The organism is Mesorhizobium sp. NZP2298, from assembly GCF_013170825.1.
Taxonomy (GTDB): Bacteria; Pseudomonadota; Alphaproteobacteria; order Rhizobiales; family Rhizobiaceae; genus Mesorhizobium.
On sequence record NZ_CP033365.1, the window covers coordinates 3,264,149 to 3,283,368 of the forward strand.

At 61.8% G+C, this 19,220-nt stretch carries 28 protein-coding genes, 1 tRNA gene, 1 pseudogene and 1 riboswitch; of the genes and pseudogenes, 11 read left to right on the top strand and 19 right to left on the bottom strand.

The window, feature by feature from the left end; all coding sequences use genetic code 11:
- Positions 1-83: 83 nt before the first annotated feature.
- From EB231_RS15780 to EB231_RS15790, 3 genes are read left to right on the top strand one after another with little or no spacing between them, the layout of a single operon-like run.
- Positions 84-767, top strand: coding sequence for a response regulator (locus EB231_RS15780; RefSeq protein ID WP_172349622.1), 684 nt, complete (start codon positions 84-86; stop codon positions 765-767).
- 4 nt (positions 768-771) lie between these two features.
- Entirely contained in the window at positions 772-1,854 is a 1,083-nt protein-coding gene (locus tag EB231_RS15785) for an ATP-binding protein (protein ID WP_172349623.1), read from the top strand.
- Positions 1,855-1,883: 29 nt separating this feature from the next.
- Positions 1,884-2,228: a hypothetical protein gene (locus EB231_RS15790; protein WP_246740972.1), complete on the top strand. Its 345-nt coding sequence runs from the start codon at positions 1,884-1,886 to the stop codon at positions 2,226-2,228.
- Positions 2,229-2,449: 221 nt separating this feature from the next.
- Here EB231_RS15790 and EB231_RS15795 read toward each other — a convergent pair whose 3' ends face one another.
- The 6 genes from EB231_RS15795 to EB231_RS15820 form a co-directional block, all read right to left on the bottom strand.
- On the bottom strand, positions 2,450-2,836 hold the full coding sequence (locus EB231_RS15795; RefSeq protein WP_172349624.1) for a response regulator: 387 nt from the start codon (positions 2,834-2,836) through the stop codon (positions 2,450-2,452).
- 141 nt (positions 2,837-2,977) lie between these two features.
- The gene (locus tag EB231_RS15800) at positions 2,978-3,313 is read right to left on the bottom strand and encodes a response regulator (protein WP_246741021.1); all 336 of its coding nucleotides are present in this window, start codon (positions 3,311-3,313) and stop codon (positions 2,978-2,980) included.
- 136 nt (positions 3,314-3,449) lie between these two features.
- On the bottom strand, positions 3,450-4,496 hold the full coding sequence (locus EB231_RS15805) for a sensor histidine kinase (protein ID WP_172349625.1): 1,047 nt from the start codon (positions 4,494-4,496) through the stop codon (positions 3,450-3,452).
- Between the two features lie 364 nt (positions 4,497-4,860).
- Positions 4,861-5,163 carry a hypothetical protein gene (locus EB231_RS15810; RefSeq protein ID WP_172349626.1) on the bottom strand — a complete coding sequence of 101 codons (303 nt, stop codon included), beginning with the start codon at positions 5,161-5,163 and terminating at the stop codon, positions 4,861-4,863.
- Positions 5,164-5,580: 417 nt separating this feature from the next.
- Positions 5,581-6,060 carry a hypothetical protein gene (locus EB231_RS15815; RefSeq protein ID WP_206681924.1) on the bottom strand — a complete coding sequence of 160 codons (480 nt, stop codon included), beginning with the start codon at positions 6,058-6,060 and terminating at the stop codon, positions 5,581-5,583.
- A 74-nt stretch (positions 6,061-6,134) separates the two neighbouring features.
- Positions 6,135-6,599, bottom strand: a complete 465-nt coding sequence (locus EB231_RS15820) for an Hsp20 family protein (protein ID WP_172349627.1) — start codon at positions 6,597-6,599, stop codon at positions 6,135-6,137.
- A 416-nt stretch (positions 6,600-7,015) separates the two neighbouring features.
- Here EB231_RS15820 and EB231_RS15825 point away from each other — a divergent pair, with 416 nt between their 5' ends.
- Positions 7,016-7,546 (top strand): dihydrofolate reductase family protein, encoded by a 531-nt coding sequence (locus tag EB231_RS15825; protein ID WP_172349628.1) that lies wholly within the window; start codon positions 7,016-7,018, stop codon positions 7,544-7,546.
- 58 nt (positions 7,547-7,604) lie between these two features.
- On the opposite strand, the gene EB231_RS15830 is transcribed toward EB231_RS15825, so the two are convergent.
- Both EB231_RS15830 and EB231_RS15835 read right to left on the bottom strand, forming a co-directional pair.
- Complete coding sequence (locus EB231_RS15830) at positions 7,605-8,606, bottom strand: aldo/keto reductase (RefSeq protein WP_172349629.1); 1,002 nt, start codon at positions 8,604-8,606, stop codon at positions 7,605-7,607.
- 204 nt (positions 8,607-8,810) lie between these two features.
- Complete coding sequence (locus tag EB231_RS15835) at positions 8,811-9,116, bottom strand: hypothetical protein (RefSeq protein ID WP_172349630.1); 306 nt, start codon at positions 9,114-9,116, stop codon at positions 8,811-8,813.
- Between the two features lie 273 nt (positions 9,117-9,389).
- On the opposite strand from EB231_RS15835, the gene EB231_RS15840 reads away from it, so the two are divergent.
- Positions 9,390-9,629, top strand: coding sequence for a hypothetical protein (locus EB231_RS15840; RefSeq protein ID WP_172349631.1), 240 nt, complete (start codon positions 9,390-9,392; stop codon positions 9,627-9,629).
- A 78-nt stretch (positions 9,630-9,707) separates the two neighbouring features.
- Positions 9,708-10,802 (top strand): sensor histidine kinase, encoded by a 1,095-nt coding sequence (locus EB231_RS15845; RefSeq protein WP_172349632.1) that lies wholly within the window; start codon positions 9,708-9,710, stop codon positions 10,800-10,802.
- Between the two features lie 193 nt (positions 10,803-10,995).
- Here the strand turns inward: EB231_RS15845 and EB231_RS15850 are convergent, their stop codons facing one another.
- The 4 genes from EB231_RS15850 to EB231_RS15865 all read right to left on the bottom strand — a co-directional run bounded on the left by EB231_RS15850 (position 10,996) and on the right by EB231_RS15865 (position 12,127).
- The gene (locus tag EB231_RS15850) at positions 10,996-11,241 is read right to left on the bottom strand and encodes a DUF982 domain-containing protein (protein ID WP_172349633.1); all 246 of its coding nucleotides are present in this window, start codon (positions 11,239-11,241) and stop codon (positions 10,996-10,998) included.
- Positions 11,242-11,382: 141 nt separating this feature from the next.
- Positions 11,383-11,589 (bottom strand): hypothetical protein, encoded by a 207-nt coding sequence (locus tag EB231_RS15855; RefSeq protein ID WP_172349634.1) that lies wholly within the window; start codon positions 11,587-11,589, stop codon positions 11,383-11,385.
- Positions 11,590-11,746: 157 nt separating this feature from the next.
- Positions 11,747-11,820, bottom strand: a tRNA-Gln gene (locus EB231_RS15860).
- Between the two features lie 37 nt (positions 11,821-11,857).
- A complete protein-coding gene (locus tag EB231_RS15865) occupies positions 11,858-12,127 on the bottom strand; it encodes a hypothetical protein (protein ID WP_172349635.1) in 270 nt (89 codons plus the stop codon).
- A 527-nt stretch (positions 12,128-12,654) separates the two neighbouring features.
- On the opposite strand from EB231_RS15865, the gene EB231_RS15870 reads away from it, so the two are divergent.
- Positions 12,655-12,948 carry a hypothetical protein gene (locus EB231_RS15870; protein ID WP_172349636.1) on the top strand — a complete coding sequence of 98 codons (294 nt, stop codon included), beginning with the start codon at positions 12,655-12,657 and terminating at the stop codon, positions 12,946-12,948.
- 89 nt (positions 12,949-13,037) lie between these two features.
- Positions 13,038-13,172 (top strand): hypothetical protein, encoded by a 135-nt coding sequence (locus EB231_RS35520; protein ID WP_281411443.1) that lies wholly within the window; start codon positions 13,038-13,040, stop codon positions 13,170-13,172.
- A gap of 85 nt (positions 13,173-13,257) precedes the next feature.
- Here the strand turns inward: EB231_RS35520 and EB231_RS15875 are convergent, their stop codons facing one another.
- The 4 genes from EB231_RS15875 to EB231_RS15890 all read right to left on the bottom strand — a co-directional run bounded on the left by EB231_RS15875 (position 13,258) and on the right by EB231_RS15890 (position 14,530).
- Complete coding sequence (locus EB231_RS15875) at positions 13,258-13,503, bottom strand: DUF982 domain-containing protein (RefSeq protein WP_172349637.1); 246 nt, start codon at positions 13,501-13,503, stop codon at positions 13,258-13,260.
- A gap of 11 nt (positions 13,504-13,514) precedes the next feature.
- Positions 13,515-13,751 carry a DUF982 domain-containing protein gene (locus tag EB231_RS15880; RefSeq protein ID WP_172349638.1) on the bottom strand — a complete coding sequence of 79 codons (237 nt, stop codon included), beginning with the start codon at positions 13,749-13,751 and terminating at the stop codon, positions 13,515-13,517.
- Between the two features lie 117 nt (positions 13,752-13,868).
- Positions 13,869-14,312, bottom strand: a complete 444-nt coding sequence (locus tag EB231_RS15885) for a GFA family protein (RefSeq protein ID WP_172349639.1) — start codon at positions 14,310-14,312, stop codon at positions 13,869-13,871.
- Between the two features lie 38 nt (positions 14,313-14,350).
- The gene (locus EB231_RS15890; protein WP_027052489.1) at positions 14,351-14,530 is read right to left on the bottom strand and encodes a DUF3606 domain-containing protein; all 180 of its coding nucleotides are present in this window, start codon (positions 14,528-14,530) and stop codon (positions 14,351-14,353) included.
- Between the two features lie 638 nt (positions 14,531-15,168).
- Between EB231_RS15890 and EB231_RS15895 the strand changes: the two genes are divergently transcribed.
- Positions 15,169-15,597 carry a DoxX family protein gene (locus tag EB231_RS15895; protein ID WP_140771320.1) on the top strand — a complete coding sequence of 143 codons (429 nt, stop codon included), beginning with the start codon at positions 15,169-15,171 and terminating at the stop codon, positions 15,595-15,597.
- A gap of 53 nt (positions 15,598-15,650) precedes the next feature.
- Here EB231_RS15895 and EB231_RS15900 read toward each other — a convergent pair whose 3' ends face one another.
- Both EB231_RS15900 and EB231_RS15905 read right to left on the bottom strand, forming a co-directional pair.
- A complete protein-coding gene (locus EB231_RS15900; RefSeq protein ID WP_056571591.1) occupies positions 15,651-15,956 on the bottom strand; it encodes a hypothetical protein in 306 nt (101 codons plus the stop codon).
- A gap of 201 nt (positions 15,957-16,157) precedes the next feature.
- The gene (locus EB231_RS15905) at positions 16,158-16,427 is read right to left on the bottom strand and encodes a hypothetical protein (RefSeq protein WP_056571594.1); all 270 of its coding nucleotides are present in this window, start codon (positions 16,425-16,427) and stop codon (positions 16,158-16,160) included.
- Between the two features lie 304 nt (positions 16,428-16,731).
- A riboswitch (Fluoride riboswitch) is annotated at positions 16,732-16,794 on the top strand.
- Positions 16,795-16,864: 70 nt separating this feature from the next.
- On the opposite strand from EB231_RS15905, the gene crcB reads away from it, so the two are divergent.
- Positions 16,865-17,296, top strand: coding sequence for a fluoride efflux transporter CrcB (crcB, locus tag EB231_RS15910; RefSeq protein WP_172349640.1), 432 nt, complete (start codon positions 16,865-16,867; stop codon positions 17,294-17,296).
- A 67-nt stretch (positions 17,297-17,363) separates the two neighbouring features.
- On the top strand, positions 17,364-18,146 hold the full coding sequence (locus EB231_RS15915; RefSeq protein ID WP_172349641.1) for a hypothetical protein: 783 nt from the start codon (positions 17,364-17,366) through the stop codon (positions 18,144-18,146).
- A 491-nt stretch (positions 18,147-18,637) separates the two neighbouring features.
- Here the strand turns inward: EB231_RS15915 and EB231_RS15920 are convergent.
- Positions 18,638-19,095, bottom strand: a pseudogene (locus EB231_RS15920) (IS1595 family transposase); the annotation flags it as partial.
- Positions 19,096-19,220: the final 125 nt, after the last annotated feature.

Below are 19,220 nucleotides of genomic sequence, written 5' to 3' on the forward strand. Positions count from 1 at the left end.
TTATGTTGCGATTTGATGGAGACGGGCCTGGAGCGCTCGACGCAGGCCGCGCCGGATGGCATTCCTTGTCCAAGGAGAACGCCATGACAGCCCTCGTTCTGATAACTGAAGACGACGACGAGATCGCCGCGATCCTCGACGCCTACCTCGTGCGGGAGGGGTTTCGGACGGTGCAGGCTCGTGATGGCCGCACGGCTCTCGACCTGCACCTCGCGCTGAAGCCGGACCTCGTCCTTCTCGACGTCACGATGCCCCGGCTCGACGGATGGGAGGTCTTGGCGGAACTGCGGCGCCGGGGAAATACCCCCGCCATCATGATCACCGCGCTCGACAAGGACATTGACCGGCTGCAGGGCCTGCGCATCGGGGCGGACGACTATGTGGTCAAGCCCTTCAACCCGATCGAGGTCGTCGCCCGCGCCAAGGCCGTCCTGCGTCGCTCGGGCCTCGCGACCGCGGCGGGCATCCTGCGGGTCGGCGATCTCGCCATCGACCTCGATGCCTACCAGGCAAGCTTCGGCGCCGGCGACGAGGCGACACGGCTTGCGCTGACGCTGACCGAGTTCCGCCTCCTCGCCCACATGGCGCGCAACCCTGCCAAGGTCTTCACGAGAAGCGAGCTGGTGGACGCGTGCCTGCCGGGCTCCGACGCGCTTGACCGCACGGTGGACAGCCATGTCAGCAAGCTGCGCAGGAAGCTCGAACAGGCTGGAGCCATCGGCCTGCTGCCGGGCGTGCGCGGCATAGGCTACCGGCTGTCGGCCTGACGCGATGGGTTCGCGCACCGGATTGAGCCGGCAGATCCTCATCGCCATGTCGGCCATCACCGTAACGGCCGGGCTGCTGGTCTTCTTCGGAACCTATTTCGCCTACACGGCCATCGTCGCCCTTTATCCGATGCCGGAACAGGACGGTGGGCTTACCTCGCTTGATTTCGTGATCGTGGGCGTGCTGATCCTCGTCACCCTGCCGATCGCGGCCCTGATTTCCCTGCGTCTCGCACGCCGGATCCTCGAGCCCCTGGAGTCGCTTGCCCTGAGTGCACGGCGGATCACGGCCGGCGGCCTCACCGCGCGCGCATCGGCCGGCGACCGTGCCCTCGGCGAGACAGCAGCATTGATCGACGATTTCAACACGATGGCGCAACGCCTGCAGGACATGGCCGCCGACATGGCCCTGTGGAACGCCACGATCGCGCACGAGCTACGCACCCCGCTGACCATCCTGAAGGGACGCCTGCAGGGCATCATCGACGGCGTTTTCGAGCCGGACGAGCGCTCGCTTCAGGGGCTGATCCTGCAGGTGGACGGCTTGGCGCGGCTGGTCGAGGACCTGCGGACGGTGACGCTTGCCGACAGCGGCCATCTGGATCTGCGCATCGAGCCGATTCGCCTCGCGTGGGAAATCGAGCAGATGGCCGAGTTGATGGAACAAGACCTGCGTGCCAGCGGCTACCACCTGAAACTCGACCTGGCCGATTTGACCGTGGAGGCGGATCCGACACGCATTCGCCAGGCCCTGCTGGCTCTCGTCACCAACGCGCGTCGCTATGCGGTTCGGGGCACTATAACGATCTGCCTCGCGCAGGACGACGGCGCAATTCGGCTGGGCGTCGCCGACGACGGACCGGGGCTCTCGCCGGAGATGGCGACGCGCGTCCTTGAACCATTCATCCGGGGCGACCCGATACGCTCGCGGGAACTGGGCGGCAACGGGCTCGGCCTGTCGGTGGTGCGCGCGATCGTGGAGGCGCATGGCGGACATCTTCGCTACCGCAGCGCGCCCGGGGGCGGGGCGCTGTTCGAGATGATCTTTGCCCAGACGAAGCGTCCTCCCGCCGCACGCGATGCATAGCCTGATCGCTGCGGGGGGCTTCGCCGCGCATGTCAAAGCATGCGCGGGAGAACATCGGTCTCGCCGCCCTTGTCCTGCAGCCGATGCTTCACGATTCCGTCAAGCACGCCCGCTTCCTGGTTCGCCGGCTGAAGCGGGCGAAGGCAGCACTTCGGGTGGGCATCGTGTTCTGGTCGGAGACCGGCAACGACGACAAGGAAGCGGCCGCCAAGCTGGCCCAGGACATCAGCGCGGATTTCGTCGCGCATGGCATGGTCGGCGCGGTGACGGGCGCGCTGTCGAAGGAGCCGCCGGTGGCGCTGAAGCTGGTCGCCAAACGGCGCGCGAGACGGCAAAGGGCAGCGCCAAGGAAGGTGGCGGCGGTGGCGAGCTAAGGCAAAATCCAATGGCTGCGAGCGCGCTGGTTCGAGCCTGAGCCTAGCTTCGGTTACACTCGGACGAATTCACGTCCTGGCGGACTGACATGTCCGCTTTGATGCGCCAGGAATAGCTATCCCGATAGGGGTGTTTCGTTGTCGGCGATAGTGCGCCGTCGGGCTCGAGGTCGCTTCCCAAAGGGGGTAGAGCGCAGCGTGATCAAGCACAAGCGGGGGCGTCAGGTGTGATCGGGATGCTGTTGGTTCAGCAGCGTCGATAAAGCCGTGATGATCTGAGGCAGGAAGAAGGGCTTGGTGATCATGACGCTTTCCGGAACGCCCTCGGCGCCCCAGTGGATGGCACTGTCGCCACTCATGTAGATCACCGGAATTGTCGGGTTGGCATGGCGCAGATGCCTTGCAACATCCCAGCCGGATTTGCCCGCCCCCAGGCGTATGTCGGTGACGAGGCCCTTGAACTTGCCCGGCTCGGCGTCAAAGGCCGCGATGGCTTGAACCGCATTGTGAGCCGCCACGACTTCAAAGCCGGCTTCTTCCAAGGCCGACTCGACATCAAGCAGGATGAGTTGCTCATCGTCCACGACCAGAACCGCGCCGTTGCTCATCTGGATGCTCCCTCGGCGGTCCACGCCACGGTCTCGGTAGGCTCATACTACGGCTTCGAGCCCGATTTAGTTCCATCTAATAATTCAACTGGATGTGAGGCCAGCCTTAAGTCTTTAAAGAATGGGGCAGACGGTCCGCGCTCAAGGCTTCTGACGCGTTTCGATCGGCGACAGCATCCGGCGCATCTGTTCGACAATCGTGCCGTCGTTGTAGGGCTTGGGAAAAAAGTGACTTCCTTCAGGCAGCCGGCTCTGTTCGATGATCGACCTGCCGGAAGCGACGATCAGCTTGACCGGCGGCCATCGATTTCGGATGTGGTGGGCCAATTTGATGCCGTCCATGGTGCCGGGCATGCCAACGTCGGTGAACACCAGCACGATGTCCGTTCGTGCCTCGAGCAGCCGAATTGCCTCCTCCGCATTGCTGGCCTCGAGCGCCCCGTAACCGGCATGGACGACGAGGTCGACCGCTCCCATCCTGATGATGGCGTTGTCTTCGACGATCAGAATGAAAGCCTTGCGGTTTGCCGTGATGTCTCCGGCCTGCGCGGGACCAAGTTTCGCATTGGGCGATGGTTGCCCCGCGTCAGCGGATTTTGCTGGAGTCATCTGGCTATGCTGCCGCCGGCACGTTGTCGATGGCGTCGGCGAGGTGGGTAACCGACACGAGCGTTCCGGGATTTGCGTCGGTCACGCTGAAGTCGCTTTGCAAGTTCCTGGCAAGCGCCTCGACGATACCGGTGCCAAGCCCAGCCTTTGAGGCACTGTCGCCCATACCGATCCCGTCATCGCGAATTGACAAGGTCCAATCCTGCCCGTGCGAACGGTAGTCGACCGAGATCTTGCCGGACCGCTCCTGCGGAAACGCATGCTTCAGTGCGTTGATCACCAGTTCGGTGACTATCAGCCCCAAGCTGATCGAAATGTCCGACTTTACGACGCTGTCGTCCACGGAAACGACGATTGAAAGCCGGTCCCTGTCGGAGATCATCGACGCGCCAAGGCTTTCACTTAACTGCGTAAAATAGGTCCGAAGCGAAACGTTCTCCACGCCGGACTGGGCAAGGTGCCGCTGCACGGCCGCGATCGACATCACCCTGTTGTGGGCGTCACGCAGATGGCCGCGAGCCTCTTCTGACTGGACCCTGCGCGCGCTCTGCATCAGCACGCTGGCGATGATCTGCAAGCTGTTGGCGACCCGGTGCTGCACTTCCTGCATCAGGATTGCCTTGTCGCGAATGAGATCGTCCTTTTGGCGGGCGTCCGCGCGAGCATCGGTGACGTCGGCCACGGCCACCAGGAGGCGAATTCGGTCAGGATCGCCGTCTTCGAGCACGCGCGCGTTCACGACCAACTGGCGGGTCTTCTGGCCCGCCCGCTTCAGGTCGATCTCGTAGGCCTCGATCCTGGCGCTGCCGGCGGCGGTCGCCTTGAGCAATGAGTTCAGCTTCGGCATGTCCCATTCGCCGGCGCCGATCTCCGAAAGCAATTTGCCCGATATCGTTGCGGGATCGACCTGAAAGGTCCGGCAAAACGAGGCACTGACAACAATGATCCTGAGATCATCGGTCAGGAACAGAAGCGGCTCGTTCGATGAAACGACGACTGCAAGCGTACTCGCCGCTTCTAGATGGGATGTGGATGCTGAAACGGATGCCATGAAAAGTGGCCCTCAAGGGCCGAAAGCGCGCGAAGCGAGCCATCACACGGCAGGAACGTCGACCGAAATTCATACTCGGCCGAAAAACATGACCCACCCTATCACATTGTGGGCCGCTGGCTATGCAATTTAACTCTGTCTCACATAGGAACGTGATATGACGACAAGACGGTCAGTCCCGGAGGCCAGAAGCGGCAGACAGATTTTGACCCCGAAGCCTGCGGGCCGCAATGCGTCTCATGCCGTCATGTGAAAGCGAAACGGGCGCATGCATGTATCGCGTCGAGCGCTGCCATCAGATTGGGCGTGCCAATCGTTGAACTGGCCGCGGACGAAGCGGAATCGCTCCGCCCGTCACGCCAGATTACGTCAGCTCATAGTAGAAATCACAAATCAGGTCCGCGACCTTGACGGCCTCGAAATCCGTCATGTGTGCGGCGGTCTCGACAGCGACCGTTTCCATATCGTCTTGATCGACAGCAAGCAGATCCAGTATTTTTGCAAACTTGAACTTGAGTTCCGGGTCACCATCGAACTCGTCGATCGTAACGTCCAGAATGTTCGTATTTGCGTCGATCAGGCGCGTTTGAACACTGTCGGAAGAGGCTGCTAGCGTCCTGATCGCCGCGAAAAAGTGCTCGCGCGCGTTGGCATATTTGTCGTCCATTTTTGATACCTTTATGGGTGAAGCGCTGCGCCTTGGACGTGAGACGCGCACCGCGACTTACGCTTTCGGCATGGCCAGAGTCAACGACGCAGACGCGGCCGGTCGCGCGCCGATGTCCCTTGAGCGGCCGGACTGCAGGCGACCATTCAGACAACGCTTCACCGAATGTTCGAGCTTCAATGGACGGCAAGCGCCTCGACCAAAACCGGATTGCAAAGACTGGGGACGGTCCTGATGGCGATGCCGGACGATGATGAAGACACAGCCGTGCATTGCAGCCCAGCACGCCGGGCACTTCAGGAAATGGGCGGCGTTTGCCGGGTCATCTTCAAAAGCAGGGCGGAAGGCCAGCCTTTGCGAACCCGCTGCGAACCGGCGCAGCGGGTTGCCATGTGCCTTTCGCCAACAAGCGCTCAGTCAGGCATAGGCCGGCTGGTGATTGGCCATCACATACGCGCCACTTTGCCCCCCACCCGGTACGCGCGGCGCGACGGCAGCCGGGCAAGGCGGCGGATCATCATCGTCGTCCCTGCCGGTAAAGCGCCGTCTGCGCGGCGATCCATTGATGCGCCGGCCGCGGCGATCGAACGCCACGGTCCACGGCATTGCCCGACGCGAAAGACCCTTGCCGGCGGGGCCGACTTGATCCAGCGCCTTCAGGCATCGCAAGATATCGTCGACGGGGACGATCTTGCCATTGTCCAGTTTGCGTAGGGTGGGGCGATTTTCGACGGCATGCGCATCAGACGCCCATGATGCGAGCAAGGCGCGCTTTTCGTCCAAGGCCATGCGTGGATGCTTGAGCACATCGCTTGGACTGTCGAGAAGACAAAAAAGACCCTTGAAACGTCCGGTGCGCCGGGTCGCCGCGCGGAATGTTTCAGTCTGCTGATTCATCTCCAATCTCCGCAATCGAGGCCTCCCGACCGAAGCCGGGAGGCGACCGCAGTGTTCGTGTTGAAAGATCGGCGTCAGGCAACCTTGCGCGGTTTCTCGACATCCTGGACGATCTGCTTGCTGACCGCTACAGCGTCGCCCGAGCCGATGTTGATGCGGCGAGGCTTCAGCTCCTCGGGGATTTCCCGCACGATCTCGACGCTGAGCAAGCCATTCTCAAGGGACGCAGCCACCACCTTCATGTGGTCGGCCAGCTTGAACACGTGTCTGAAGTTGCGCAAGGCAAGGCCCTGGTGCAGCACTTGACGCCCCTCCGTGTCGGTGGATTTCTGGCCGACAACCACAAGTTCCGGGCCATTCTGCGTCAACTCCACCTCCTCGGAACTGAAGCCGGCAATAGCCATGGCGATACGGTAGTCGTTTTCACCCGTCTTCTCGATATTGTAAGGCGGCCAGTCGGTCCTGGCGCTGTTTTCGAGCATGTCGAAAAGACGATCGAATCCGACGGTGGTTCGATAAAGCGAGTCAAAGGTTCTCATAGCCACATTCTCCTTGAAGCAACATGGGTACAAGGTGCGCCACCCAGCGGCGGCGCCCGTCGTCGAGCCATACAGCCTCGACGGCGGACGATTTGGGCAGCGTCGAAAACAGCTTCAAGACCCCTGCGCAAAAAAATTCGAGCCTCTTGAATCCGCTGCCGGGGATCGATGTCGACGTCGCTGCCTTGCCGAGCGGCGGATCAGAGCAATCTGGCCTGGCTTGTCGCCCCGCGCGGTCGCCATGACGTGCACCCGGGAGTGGCCGATCTTCAGGACAAGGCAACGGCCAACTGAGCTCGTCAGGCGTTCATGCACGCCAAAACCAATTGCCAAGCTCAGGCGATACAGCTTAAATCTGATTGCATAACGCAATCGGATTTCGCTCGGATACGACGCGCAAGGAAAGGGGAGTGGGCATGGCCAAGCTTGTCTTCGGAATGAACCAGTCGCTGGACGGTTACGTCGACCATACGGGATTCGCGCCAGGCCCTGCGCTGTTCCGCCACTTCGTCGAGGAGGCGGAGCGGCAGGCGGGCAGTGTGTACGGTCGCCAGATGTATGAGATCATGCGTTACTGGGACGATGATCATGCTGAATGGAACGCGGATGAACGCGCCTTCGCGGCGGCGTGGCGGCGCCAGCCGAAATGGGTCGTCTCGCGCACCTTGAAATCGGTCGGCCCTAACGCGCGGCTTGTCCAGGGTGATCTGGAGAGCGCCATACGCGCGCTCAAGGCCGAGCGCGACGGGGAGGTCGAAGTGGCCGGCCCGAACCTGGCGCGAAGCCTCACGGATCTTGGCCTGATCGACGAGTATCGGATCTACCTGCACCCCGTCGTGCTTGGTGGCGGCAAGCCCTATTTCGCCGGACCCCGGCCGCGGCTGCGCCTTGTGGCTCATGATCGGATGGACGGGGATGTGATCAGGTTGACCTACGTCCCTGCTTGATCCCGCGACCCTTCGGACGAGACGGAATTCGGGTTTTCCGGATCAGGCTATGGTCGCCTTACCGATCCACCATCGCCATGCCGCGCTCGTTATAGCGGGGGCCGGCGATTTTCCCGGGCGCCAGCGCTTCGTCGAGTGCTGCCATTTCGGCGGCGTCGAGCTTCAGCGAGGCGGCGGCGATGTTTTCTTCCAGATATTGTCTTCGCTTGGTGCCCGGGATCGGTGCGATATCGATTCCGAAATCGGAGCCTTTGCCGAGCAACCAGGCCAGTGCGACCTGGCCTGATTTGGTGCCCCTGGCGGCCGCGATGGCGCGCACGGTGGCGGCCGCCTCGACATTGGCGTCGTAGTTCGCGCCCTGGTAGCGCGGGTCGTTTCGGCGGTAGTCGCCTTCGGGATAATCCTCGGCGCGCCTGACGTCGCCGGTCAGAAAGCCGCGGCCAAGCGGCGAGAACGGCACCAGGCCGATGCCGAGTTCACCGAGCAGCGGGATGATCTGCGGCTCCAGATTGCGCTCCCAGAGCGAATATTCGCTCTGCACGGCCGAGACGGGATGCACGGCATGCGCGCGGCGAATGTTGGCGCTGCCTGCCTCCGACAGGCCGAAGAAGCGAACCTTGCCCTCGTCGACCAGTTTGCCGACCGCGCCGGCGACATCCTCAATCGGCACGGCCGGGTCCACGCGGTGCTGGTAGAGGAGGTCGATATGGTCGGTGGCGAGCCGGCCGAGCGAGGCTTCCACGGCTTCCCTGATGTGGCCGGGCCGGCTGTCGACCCCAACCTGCTTGCCGCTTTCGATGCGGAAACCGAATTTGGTGGCGATGGTGACATGGTCGCGCTTGCCCTTCAGCGCCCGGCCGAGCAGTGCCTCGTTGGTGTACGGACCATAGACCTCGGCGGTATCCAGGAAGGTGCAGCCAAGCTCGATGGCCCGGTGCAGCGTGGCGATGGATTCGGCCTCGTCCGCCGGACCGTAGGACTGGCTCATGCCCATGCAGCCGAGGCCGATGGCCGAGACCTGCAGCCCCTGGCTGCCGAGTTTTCGTGTGGCGAGGGTCATGGCCGCGGTGCTCCGGTTGAGATTCAGCAGCACCATATAGAGCGCGCGCTCTATTCCCAAAGGCGTTTGGCGCTCTCTCAACCGACTGTGATCCAAGGCGCGAGGCACCGGGATTCTCCCGGCCACGGGCCGGACAGCCGCGCGGCGTTCAATCAGATATCGGCAAGCGGCATTCCGGCTGGAGGGCGTCGCGTCAGGGCGACATTATTGGATCGAGGCCGGCGGGGAGAAAACGGATGTGCTGATCGCCGGCTCGTCATCATGGAGAACATCGTCTCCAGACAGTGCCAAACCACTGCCCAAGGCGTCGAATTCGATTGCCGCGCCAAGCAGTTGGGCCGCCTGGAGAACCAGATATTCAATGTCCTCGAGGGCGACATTCTCGGCCAGGTTCCTGACCCTGATCTGCTCGGCCGTCGCCGAGATGTTGACGATGCCTGCCGTCTTGAATGCCATTTGGACCGCTGAATGGACGTCGTCGCGCAAGCGCGTGGAGTAGTCGTACCGCATCGAAACCTCCCAAAGGGAACGGATTTCTGTTCCGTCTGAAGCATGCGCTCCAAGAGGCGGGCGGGCAAGTGAAATTTTTAAAATATCCAAATAAAATCAATTAGTTAGTATAGTTGCAAGAATGTGCATCCGGGGTTTGATACGCATCATGAGCTTGATGCGCGGAGTGCTCACTGGCCGGTCTTGACGCGTGATGAGCGCTATCATAGTTATAAGATAAATGAGTTACATACTAACTCACCGTATTTTTAGTCCTGAGCGAGGAAAGCGCGCATGGCTGAACTGGAACGCCCCGAACGGCTGCAAATCATGCTCGCCGCCGACGAATTGGCGGCCCTGGAAAACTGGCGCTTCGAGAAGCGCATGCCAAGCCGCTCGGCCGCGGTCAGGGAGTTGTTGCGGCGTGGCCTGGCCTCGGACGGATTCCTGATGGCCGGGCAGGGCGTCAAATCGCAAGACTTCGGGGTCCTGCCCGAGAGTGACGGCAAGGTAACCGATCGGCCTTCGGAGTGAATTCCGTTTCGGCCGTGATTCGCCGCCCGTGCGAATTGTCCGGGGCGAGATTGCCTTGATCCGTTTGCGCGCTACCTCATGCAAATGAGCGACATCGTGGCGGCGACAACCAACCAAAAACTGAGCGCGACCGCGGATGCACGCCTTGCGGCGATCGTCGATTCCTCTTTCGACGCCATCATCAGCAAGGATTTGAACAGTATCGTCACCAGCTGGAACCGGGCGGCCGAACGCATGTTCGGCTACAGCGCCGAGGAAGCGATTGGCCGGTCGATCGTCATGCTCATTCCCGATCACCTCAAGAGCGAGGAAATCGAGATTATCAGCCGGGTTCGCGCCGGCGAGCGGGTGGCGAGCTATGAGACGACGCGAAAGCGCAAGGATGGGGCGCTTATTTCTGTCTCACTGACGGTTTCACCGATCAAGAACGCCAATGGCGAGATCGTCGGCGCCTCGAAGATCGCCCGCGACATTTCCGCCGCCAAGGAGAGCGAGCGCAAGATCAGGCTGCTGATGCGAGAGGTCAACCATCGTGTCAAGAACCAGTTCGCGGTCATCCTGTCGATGGTCCGGGAGACGAGCAAGCGCTCGAGCGACCCGCGCGAGTTCGAGGAACTGATCCGTGCCCGCATCATGGCGCTGTCGCGTTCGCATGATCTGCTTGTCACCTCGGAGTGGGCCGGCGCCAGCCTGTTCGACCTGATCCAGGAGCATTTGAAGCCTTTCGGCCGCGAGGAGCAGATCCTGCTCTCCGGCCCGGTCCTGACGCTGCAGTCGAATGCGGTGCAGAATCTTGGCATGGCTTTCCATGAGCTCGGCACGAATTCGTCCAAATATGGCGCGCTGGGCAGCGAAGACGGCCGCGTCGAAGTCACCTGGACGATCGGCTCCGGCACCCACGATGCCGGCGCCTCGGGCGAGCGTGAGTTCCAGCTGCTTTGGAACGAGACATCCACGCCCCGTCCCGACGACAGGCCCGACCAGGCCACACGCAAGGGGTTCGGCACCGTCGTCTTGCAGCGGGTGGCGCCGCAATCGCTTGGCGGCTCCGCCGTCCTCGAGCGATCCGCGGGGCATCTCAGATGGCAGTTGGCCGCGCCGCTGGCATCGATCATCGTGCCGCAACCCGGCGCCGAGTCCGATGACGACGCCGCGCTCGGCTTCGGCCTCTGACGCCCCGTCAAAAGAACCTGGTGTCGCGCTTATCCGGCGGCGGGCAACTGCCGGACGTTGATCCCCACTTCTATGGCAAATCGCGGCAACTCGGGAACATGCACGATGCGCGTGGACAACGGCCGCTGCCTGAGCGGCGTTGTGCTCAGGTGGGCGGCAGGTTTCTCCGCCGCCCCGGCCTGCCGGTCCAATATCACTCGACCAGTATGTGCGCTTCGCGCGCGGCGTCGACGAAGGCCTCCCTGGCGGCATCGGGGGACACGTCGCCGCTCGTCGCCCGCCGGCACGCACGTAGCGCGGACTGATGTTTCAGGCTGCCGGCATCGCGCCAATGGGTCGTGAGCAATTCGATGGCCTGCTGCGTGTTGGACAGGTTGCGGGTGGCACCGGTGACACCGACGGAAACCACCACGGGTTTGGAGAACCAAGCGGTCTGCATTGGAAACTCGACGACGTTGCGGCACTAAACGTCCGCGTCGGCGCAAAGTTTCATCCCTGCCAATCACTGTCGCGTGAGGCTCGGTGGCCCCCGCCGGCGGCGAAGGCAATCATCCCCCTGGCCGGCGCCAGGAGCGCGGGGCTAGAGGATGTTGGTCGTCACCTCGACGATGATCGCGGCACCATCCAATGTGCCGCTAGGGACATGCACGACGCGAGAGACCCGCAGGTCCTGCGGACTTCCATCGACCGACAGCGAAATGCTTTCTCCGATCCGCGGCACCGCCTGGAAAACGGCGTCGGTGGCGTCCGGCCGGTTGTCGATGGATATGCGGCAGTTGACGGTCATGAGATGTCTCCTGTGTCTGGCCATGCCCCGGTCGTCAACGCAGGGTCCATGAAATGGTTTCAGGAGGACCGGTTTCAAACCGGAGCTCTCTTGACGCAATTGCCGATGGAATAACCGTTTCACGGCTTCCTGGAATTGCTCCAGCCTGTTGAAGGGCTGGTTCCCGCTCATGGGCTCGAACCACGATTCACGCCTTCAAAGGGCGCTGTCCTACCATTAGACGAAGCGGGAGAAGCTGGAACGGTTATGGCGCCAGTACGGCGAAGCGTCAATTCGGGAAGTTGTTGACCGGCTCTTCGCAGCGATAAACCGGGCAGTTTCCATCGCGCGCCGGTATATAGGCCGACATCGGCACCTCCGGCCAGTCGCATTCATTGCCGAATTGCCTGACATAGCGGTCATAGGTGTTGGGGCCGGTGGTCAGCACCACCGCGCGACGGCTCTGGATCATGGCCCGGATCTCGGCGCAGCTCATGGCGCGGCTGTCGGGCCGCGCCTCGGCGAGACCGGTCGCCGCAAGCACCGTGCCCAAGGTCATCAATAGGATTCGAACGCGAGCTGACATCATGTTTCTCTTCTAACGCGGGTTAGGACGAAAGCCACTTCACTTTTGCCGGAGCTGTCCGAGCGGCTTTCATTGTCCCATGGAACTCTTCCTCCGTCCCGCCGGTTCCGCGACAGGCTACGCATGGAGCGTGGCGAGACGCGGCGGGGCCGCCAGCGCAACCAAATCACGTGTCGCGCATTGCTGGGAATGGACAGCAGGAAATCTTACGAAACACCGCGATGGTGGCCCGGAGACGAGGGCCGCGAGGCGATGTGCTGTTCTTTCTGCGGCGGCCGCGACCACCGCTATGAGGAGTGCCCGCAAAGGGCAGACCCGCCCGCTGCCCCGTCCGAGGACGATACGGAAAAATCTCGCTGATCCCGTTGCAGCCAACAACCGAACATGCCGTCGTTGGCTTTGATCCTGTCACGCCTTGAATGCCACCTTTCGCGCCGACAGGCGTTGTCCTGCGAAATGGAGGGCCGCCGCGGGCGGCCGCGCAGGAGAAGGAGACCGAGATGAAACCTCTCGCCATCGCGTCCCTGATGCTGGCGTTGGCAGTGCCGCCGGCGGCGGCACAGACGGATCCGCAGCAGAACCCGGCCCAGCAGGCCGACAAATGCCAGGTCCAGCCGGAGCAAGGCAAGCAGCCGTCCAGCGGCGGCAATCTGACCGAAAAGCTCAATGATTGCGGCGGGGTGCTGAAGCCGCCGGCCACCGGCGACCAGGGCATGGCCGCGCCAGCGCCCGACGAAGGCAAGACGCCGGTGATCAAGCCCGGCCAAGTGCCGGCGCAGCCGCCTTCCAAGTAGAAACCAGGCCGGCGCATTATCGCCGGGCAGCGGAACCTCTTAGATCGGGAAACGTTTCTTTCACGAATTGGATTCGAAAGGACGGAGACTTGAGGGATATTGCCGGAACCGCCACATTTATTGCCACGATCGCAATCGTGATCGCCCTGATGCTGATGGCGCCAAAGAATTTCGGGTTCGAAACCTCTCATCCTATCGTGGACGGCGACCTGCCTGCCCAATAACAGACCCGCTTCGCAAAAAAGTAGGCGAGGGCATCGCCTGCTTTTTTGTCGGGCGAAACCGTTCGCACTTTTCCTGGGAATGGTTCTATCGAACCAGAATGCCGGCGTGATCGCACAGTGCGGTGAAGGCTTCCTGCGCCTGTGCCGCGCCGTCCTTGTTTTCCAGCGCCGCCTCCACCTTCTCGCGCGCGGCCTGGTAGAAGGGACCGCGGCTGGCATGCGGCCAATCGATCAGGATCTCACTGGCGTCCTGAAGGCTCGCCACCTCACGGATCGTGTCCGAGCCATGCGGCCTGATGCGCATTGGTGTCGACAGCATCGCATCGGCCATTGTTTTTCCCGCTACTGGAGGATGTGTGCTTCGCGCGCGGCATCGATCATGGCCCGCATCGCCTTTTCCGGCGGCGTCCAGCCATCTAGCGCATCGCGGCAGCTGCGCAATGCCGCCCGGTATCGCCGGCCCTGGCCGGCCGGCCAGTCGCCGAGGCATTCCAGGCCCTCCCAGGCGCTGCGCACCACGCGCTCGCGCTCGGGGGCAAATTTCAGGCGGATCGGTCGGGGAAACATCTTATCGTTCAACTGAAGTCTCCGTGACGGGTGCATATGGCCCTGCGGTTTTCAGGGACCGCGGCATGCGTAAGGGGCGCCGGATAACGCCGCCGGCAGGGGAGGGTTCCAGAGCCGAGGGATCAATTTTCAATCGCCGGCGACGACGTCCGACAAAGGTCTCGGCGCCGGCGGATCGGCGTCTTCGGCCTGCGGCCGGTCATGCTCGAATTGCTCGGCGCCGGGCAGCGCGTGGAGCCAGGTCTCGCGGCGGCTGATCCACAATTCATATTCGGGGGCAAGGTCGGTCGGCGCGACGTCGAGGCTGCCAAGCATGACCTCGGCCTCGGTGTCGCCGACCCAGGCCACGCGACCGCCGCAGGTCGGGCAAAAGCTGCGCGTTCCGTAAGTGGCGACTTCGCCCGATGTCTCGAAGGCATCGCGCGGCCAGATGGCAAAGGCCGAATAGACCGAGCCGCCCGCCTTGCGGCAGTCCTTGCAATGACAGAGGCCGACCCGCGTTGGCTGACCGGTGACGACGAAATGCACGCCGCCGCACAGGCAACTGCCGGTCCTGCGTATGGTGTCGGACATCGGCGGCCCTCCGTTCCCGCGGCGCGCGGCCGCCACCTCTATCCGCGCGCGGCCATATGGTTGTCGAGCTTCTTGCGCGAAGGCCCGTAGCGCTTGATGATGGTCTGGGCTTCGCTTTGCGGGATGCCGTATTTGCGGGCAAACGCGGCAACCTCGTAGGTTTCCTCGCTCGAAACCAGCTTGCGGTCCTGTTTGATCTTCGATTTGTCGTCAGGCATGGCTTGCCTCGCTTTCTGTCAGCCGCATGGTCGCGCGGACATTGTACCACGCGATGCCGCGATCAGACATAACAGCGATCGGCGCTGCTGGTTCCATGAAGGCGGATCGCACCGGCAGGAAGCGCTTGCAAGCAGTTGTTCAGGCCGGCGAATGAACCGGGCCGGCGTCGCGGTGACCGGTGTCGCCGCATTCGACGCAGGGCGCGCTGGCGCCGGGGCAGCCACGATGGTGGGTGCCGGCGGGACAGCAAAGGCCGTTGGAGCTTGTCCAGCGCGGGCATTGGAAAACCTGCCCGCTGCCGCCGCAGCCATTGCACTCCACCGATGACCCGACCAGAAAGGATCTCGTCCCCAGCCTGACACGCGCGCCCAATTCTTACCCACCCAAACACTGCATCAGACATAGCTGTGCATTAGCCCAAGCTAACGATATCACGATCATGGTTACGAACAAGTTTCGCGATATTGTGGCGAGAGCCTCGCCCGGGCAGAAGGGCGTTTGAAGCAGGGCGATCGACTGCCGCCACCGTGGCGGCGGATGCCTTATGGGTTTTCGGGTAAATTCGCGAAGGGGTGTCGGAACCGCCTCCCGTCGCGCGTCCTTGGGAGCGAAACGTTTTCAACCCCTGGAGAAAATCATGCCGTCGCAAATCGCTCAATCGCCGTGGCAGACCACGGCCCTTCTCATTGCCCGCCTGATCTTTGCCGCCGTCTTCCTCATGGCGGTGACCTTCAAGTTCATGGGCATGGGCGCCACCGCGGGTTTCATCGCCGCCGCCGGCTTTCCTTTCCCGCTCTTCCTCGCCTGGTGCGCGGCGATCCTGGAGGTTGCGCTGGTGCTGTGTTTCCTGAGCGGCGCCTTCTTCACGCAGGCGGCCCTTGTCGCCGCGGCCTATGTGCTGTTCCTGGCCTTCGCCTTCCACGGCCCCAGCCACTGGGCCGGCAACCAGGCCGAGTTCGGCTTCTTCGTCGACCATTTTTCCTTCATGGCCGGATTGCTGTTCGCGGCGGTGCATGGGCCGGGACAGACGCTGGCGCTGAACCTGGGCTGGCCGGGCAGGGCGTGAGGCGAGGATAATTCCAGGTCAGGCGTGTTCGCGGTTCCGTGAAACGGCGAACCTTACATCTGGTCGTTGTATGGCTCCTTCATCTGGCCGACCATGCGGGCCAGTTTCGAAAATGAGGGCATGTCCGCCTCCGGCTGGCATTGATTGGCGAGTTCCAGGAGCCGGATCGGGAAGTTGACGGCGTCACGGCTCGACGCCGACATGCCGCCGGACCTCTCCTCGCTGGTCTCGCCGGCCTCGGCCTTGCGCAAGGCGATATCGATCTCCTCCGATGTCAGCACGCCTTTGCGCACCAGCACGTGGTTGATCGAGGCGACGGCCATCAGCAGGCCTTCGAGTTGCAGGTTGGCGACGTTCATGGCGGTTGCTCCCTCTATTCACCGTAGCTGAAACGCGCCAGCGGCGTTTCCGATCCGGAGGCAATGCATGCCGCCTCGGACCCTGTTGGCGAACAGCAGGACCAGCAGGATCGCCGCCGCTATCCCGGCCAGCCGATGAAGGCGCCGGTACGGTCATCTTCAATCCGGACGGCGGGCAGGTCGTCTGCCGCGGGAAACGATCTATTCCTGCGTCAGGCGCTCGCCATATTCGCGCCACAGCGCCTTGACCTCCAGGCTGCCGAGGCGCGGGATCGACGGATCGCCGCAAGTGATGGCAACGGCGCCGATGTCGTAGTTGGGGTAAGCACCGGCGACGAAACGGATCGCCTCGCCAAGCGAGTTCACGCGGATCACCGGATCGGCCTGGCCCTGGCCGGTACTTCGCACCCCGGAAACCGAGGCTGGAGCATGTCGCATCCTGAAAACGGATGCCATGGCTGGTCTGTCCATCGCCCTCTCCCACAAAGGCCGTGACGCGAATCATTCCATGAGCTTCAACTGATGATCCCACAGCCGGGGGCCGAAGAAAAGCCGGCTAGCCAATGCCGGATTTCGGCGATCTGTGGGCGGCCATCCGATTGTCCGGTGAGGGCAGTTGTGCTATCATTTCGTCCATGGTGCTGATTTGCGCCGCCGACCCGCCGCCGAGGCGGGTTTTGTTTTTTCGGCCTCCCGCTCCCGCTCCCGCGCCGGCGGCTTGTCGAAGCGGCCGCGCTCTGGCATCTTGCCAGTAATGGGAGATGTCCGGCATCTTACCAGTGATGGGAATGGGGTTCTCCCGAAACCGCCAGTGATGGCTGATGACTCCTGCCGTGAAAACCGCGGTGGGAATCCGTCGATTCCGCCGCCATGGCGGGCCGATGTGCTCGTCTCAGAGAGGATCGAGCATGTCTTTTTCAAACTGTCTTCTGGTCATGGCCGGTGGGGCGATCGGCACGCTGGCGCGCTACCTCGTTTCCACCTTGGCCTTGCCGGTGAGCAGCGAACTCCCCTGGGGAACCATCATCATCAACATCAGCGGCTCGCTGCTGATCGGCTTCTTCGGCACGCTGACGCTGGCCGGCGGGCGCTATCCCGCCTCCGAAGGTCTGCGCCTGTTCGTGATGATCGGCCTGTGCGGCGGCTACACGACCTTTTCGTCGTTCAGCCTGCAGACGCTCGACCTGCTGCGGGCCGGCGGCTTCGGCCGTGCGGCACTCAACATCGGCCTCTCGGTGCTGCTGTGTGTGGGTGCCGTGGCGCTCGGCCACATCATCGCCGCCCGGATCAATGGCGGCGCCACGCAGGTCGCGCAGAGCATGATCGAGGAGGAGGCTTGAGGCGGATTTTGAAGGCCTAGGAATTTTTTCCCAACTATATACTCGACGTACCATGGGATAAAATCCTATGATTTGCAGCCACGGGCCTGCACCGCAGAAATTTGTTGAACATTTACCTTATGATGCACTTCGTATCGGTGCGGATGGACAGGACGATGTCCTCAACGGTGGCAAGCAGAGTGTGCAGGGTGGGCGAGGCTGGATGGCCGCTCAATTGGCCGGCATCAGCCAAAGCTACATAGAAGGACATCTCGAAATTGTAGTCGATGTGCCCAGATGGGGCGGTGGTGCCGATTACCAGCTCGTTCTGGTCTATGTCCCAGATGGGGGGTATCAGTGCCTCCCCCACAAGTCCCTGATACTTGATGGAGTCCACGCTAAATCTGGAAATGTGACCTCCTATCTTGCACGTGATTTGGTGTTTGTTCGGACCGGAAGCTTTGCTGAATTGGGTCAAGAGGTCGTTCCCGCCCTTGTATCCTTCCCCTGTTGGGTACGGCTTACACCAAAGAAACGTCGGGTGAATTTCATTAGGGTAGCTTTGTTTGAGACGCCCCATAAGGTCATTCGGATTTGTAGCGAAGGGAAAATAAATCAGGCCGGCGTCGGCTTTGGTGATTGCCTTGACGCTAGCGACGGCGGCTTGGTCGAGGGCGTGTCTGAGATCGCTAATGGCTGTGGCCGCAATATGCCGGATTCTCCCCGAAACCCTCCCGGTGAACTTAATTTTGAACGTCTTGTTTCCGGTTTTCGGGTTTATATCAACGACACTGGTGCCACGATCGCTCTTGAAAAGAGCTTTGCAAGCGATGTCGAACTCGGAGAGATTTTCCTTAGTCTGCGCGATTAGGAACAGCGGGCTTTCGAATGGATCAGACATGTCAGAATCCCCAAAGACAAAGACCAGGAAAAGGGTGACGAGGTATTGCGCCGCCTGTTGAAGACGCCGCCTCAACCCCATGTGCCGAAGCCGCCCGAAAGAAAGAATGAGGATAGCGATGGCCAGAAGCAAAAGTGACTATCTGAAAGCGCTTGAAGTTTCGGCGCGGTTTGCAGCCATCGGCGAAGATCCGATGGTTTCCGTTTCCGCGCCGAACTTTTTCTAGATTTTATCTCTTCTGGATTTGATGAGAAGTCAGGGTCGTCACCTGAACGCGCAAGTGCTGAAGCTCCGCTTTTACACCGCGCAACTCAACTACAAGCTCTCGAAGAGCGGCGACCGCTGACTCCCCCATCGACTGCTCAATTGTAAGTTTTTCGTTCGCCATAGCATTCCCTCCGGTTTCAAACGGGGAATGCTACTTCTTTTTTCGAAAATGTAGGAGTCGTTTCGCCTTTTGCTTAGGCGTGACCGGCTTCACCAATCCGCCGATAGGTAAGGCGCTTGTCGCGAGCCATGCGAAGCAAATCTTCGGCGCGTTCTGCATCCGAGACTTTCAAAGCGGTGCGGCGATTGTAACGGAAATCGAACTCGGCAAGGTAGCGGTGCAGATGAGCCTCGCCGCAATGCTGATAGACGCCAACCATGCCGCGCTTGAAGACCGAGAACACGTTCTCAATCGTGTCGAATGGATCGACACGCCGTCCTCATAGCGGACGTATTCGCCAGCGGGATGGTTGGTGGTCTTGTGTGAAGCGTATTCCTCGCCAGTGACCGTGTAGAGCTTAGACTGGTCGGTATAGAGCGTCGAAGCGCGGTCGGCATTGCGGACCAGGATATCGTGCACAACGGCCTTGGTGGCGTGCTGGACGTGAACCATGCGGGCTTTGCCGCCACGGTGCTTTGTCACGTATACAATTAGGAATTTTTTCCTTGACCGAGTGAGGGCAGCCAAGCTATCATTTTGTCCATGGTGCTGATTTGCGCCAACGACCCGCCGCCGAGGCGGGTTTTGTTTTTCTCATCAAGCGAAACGGCTTTGTG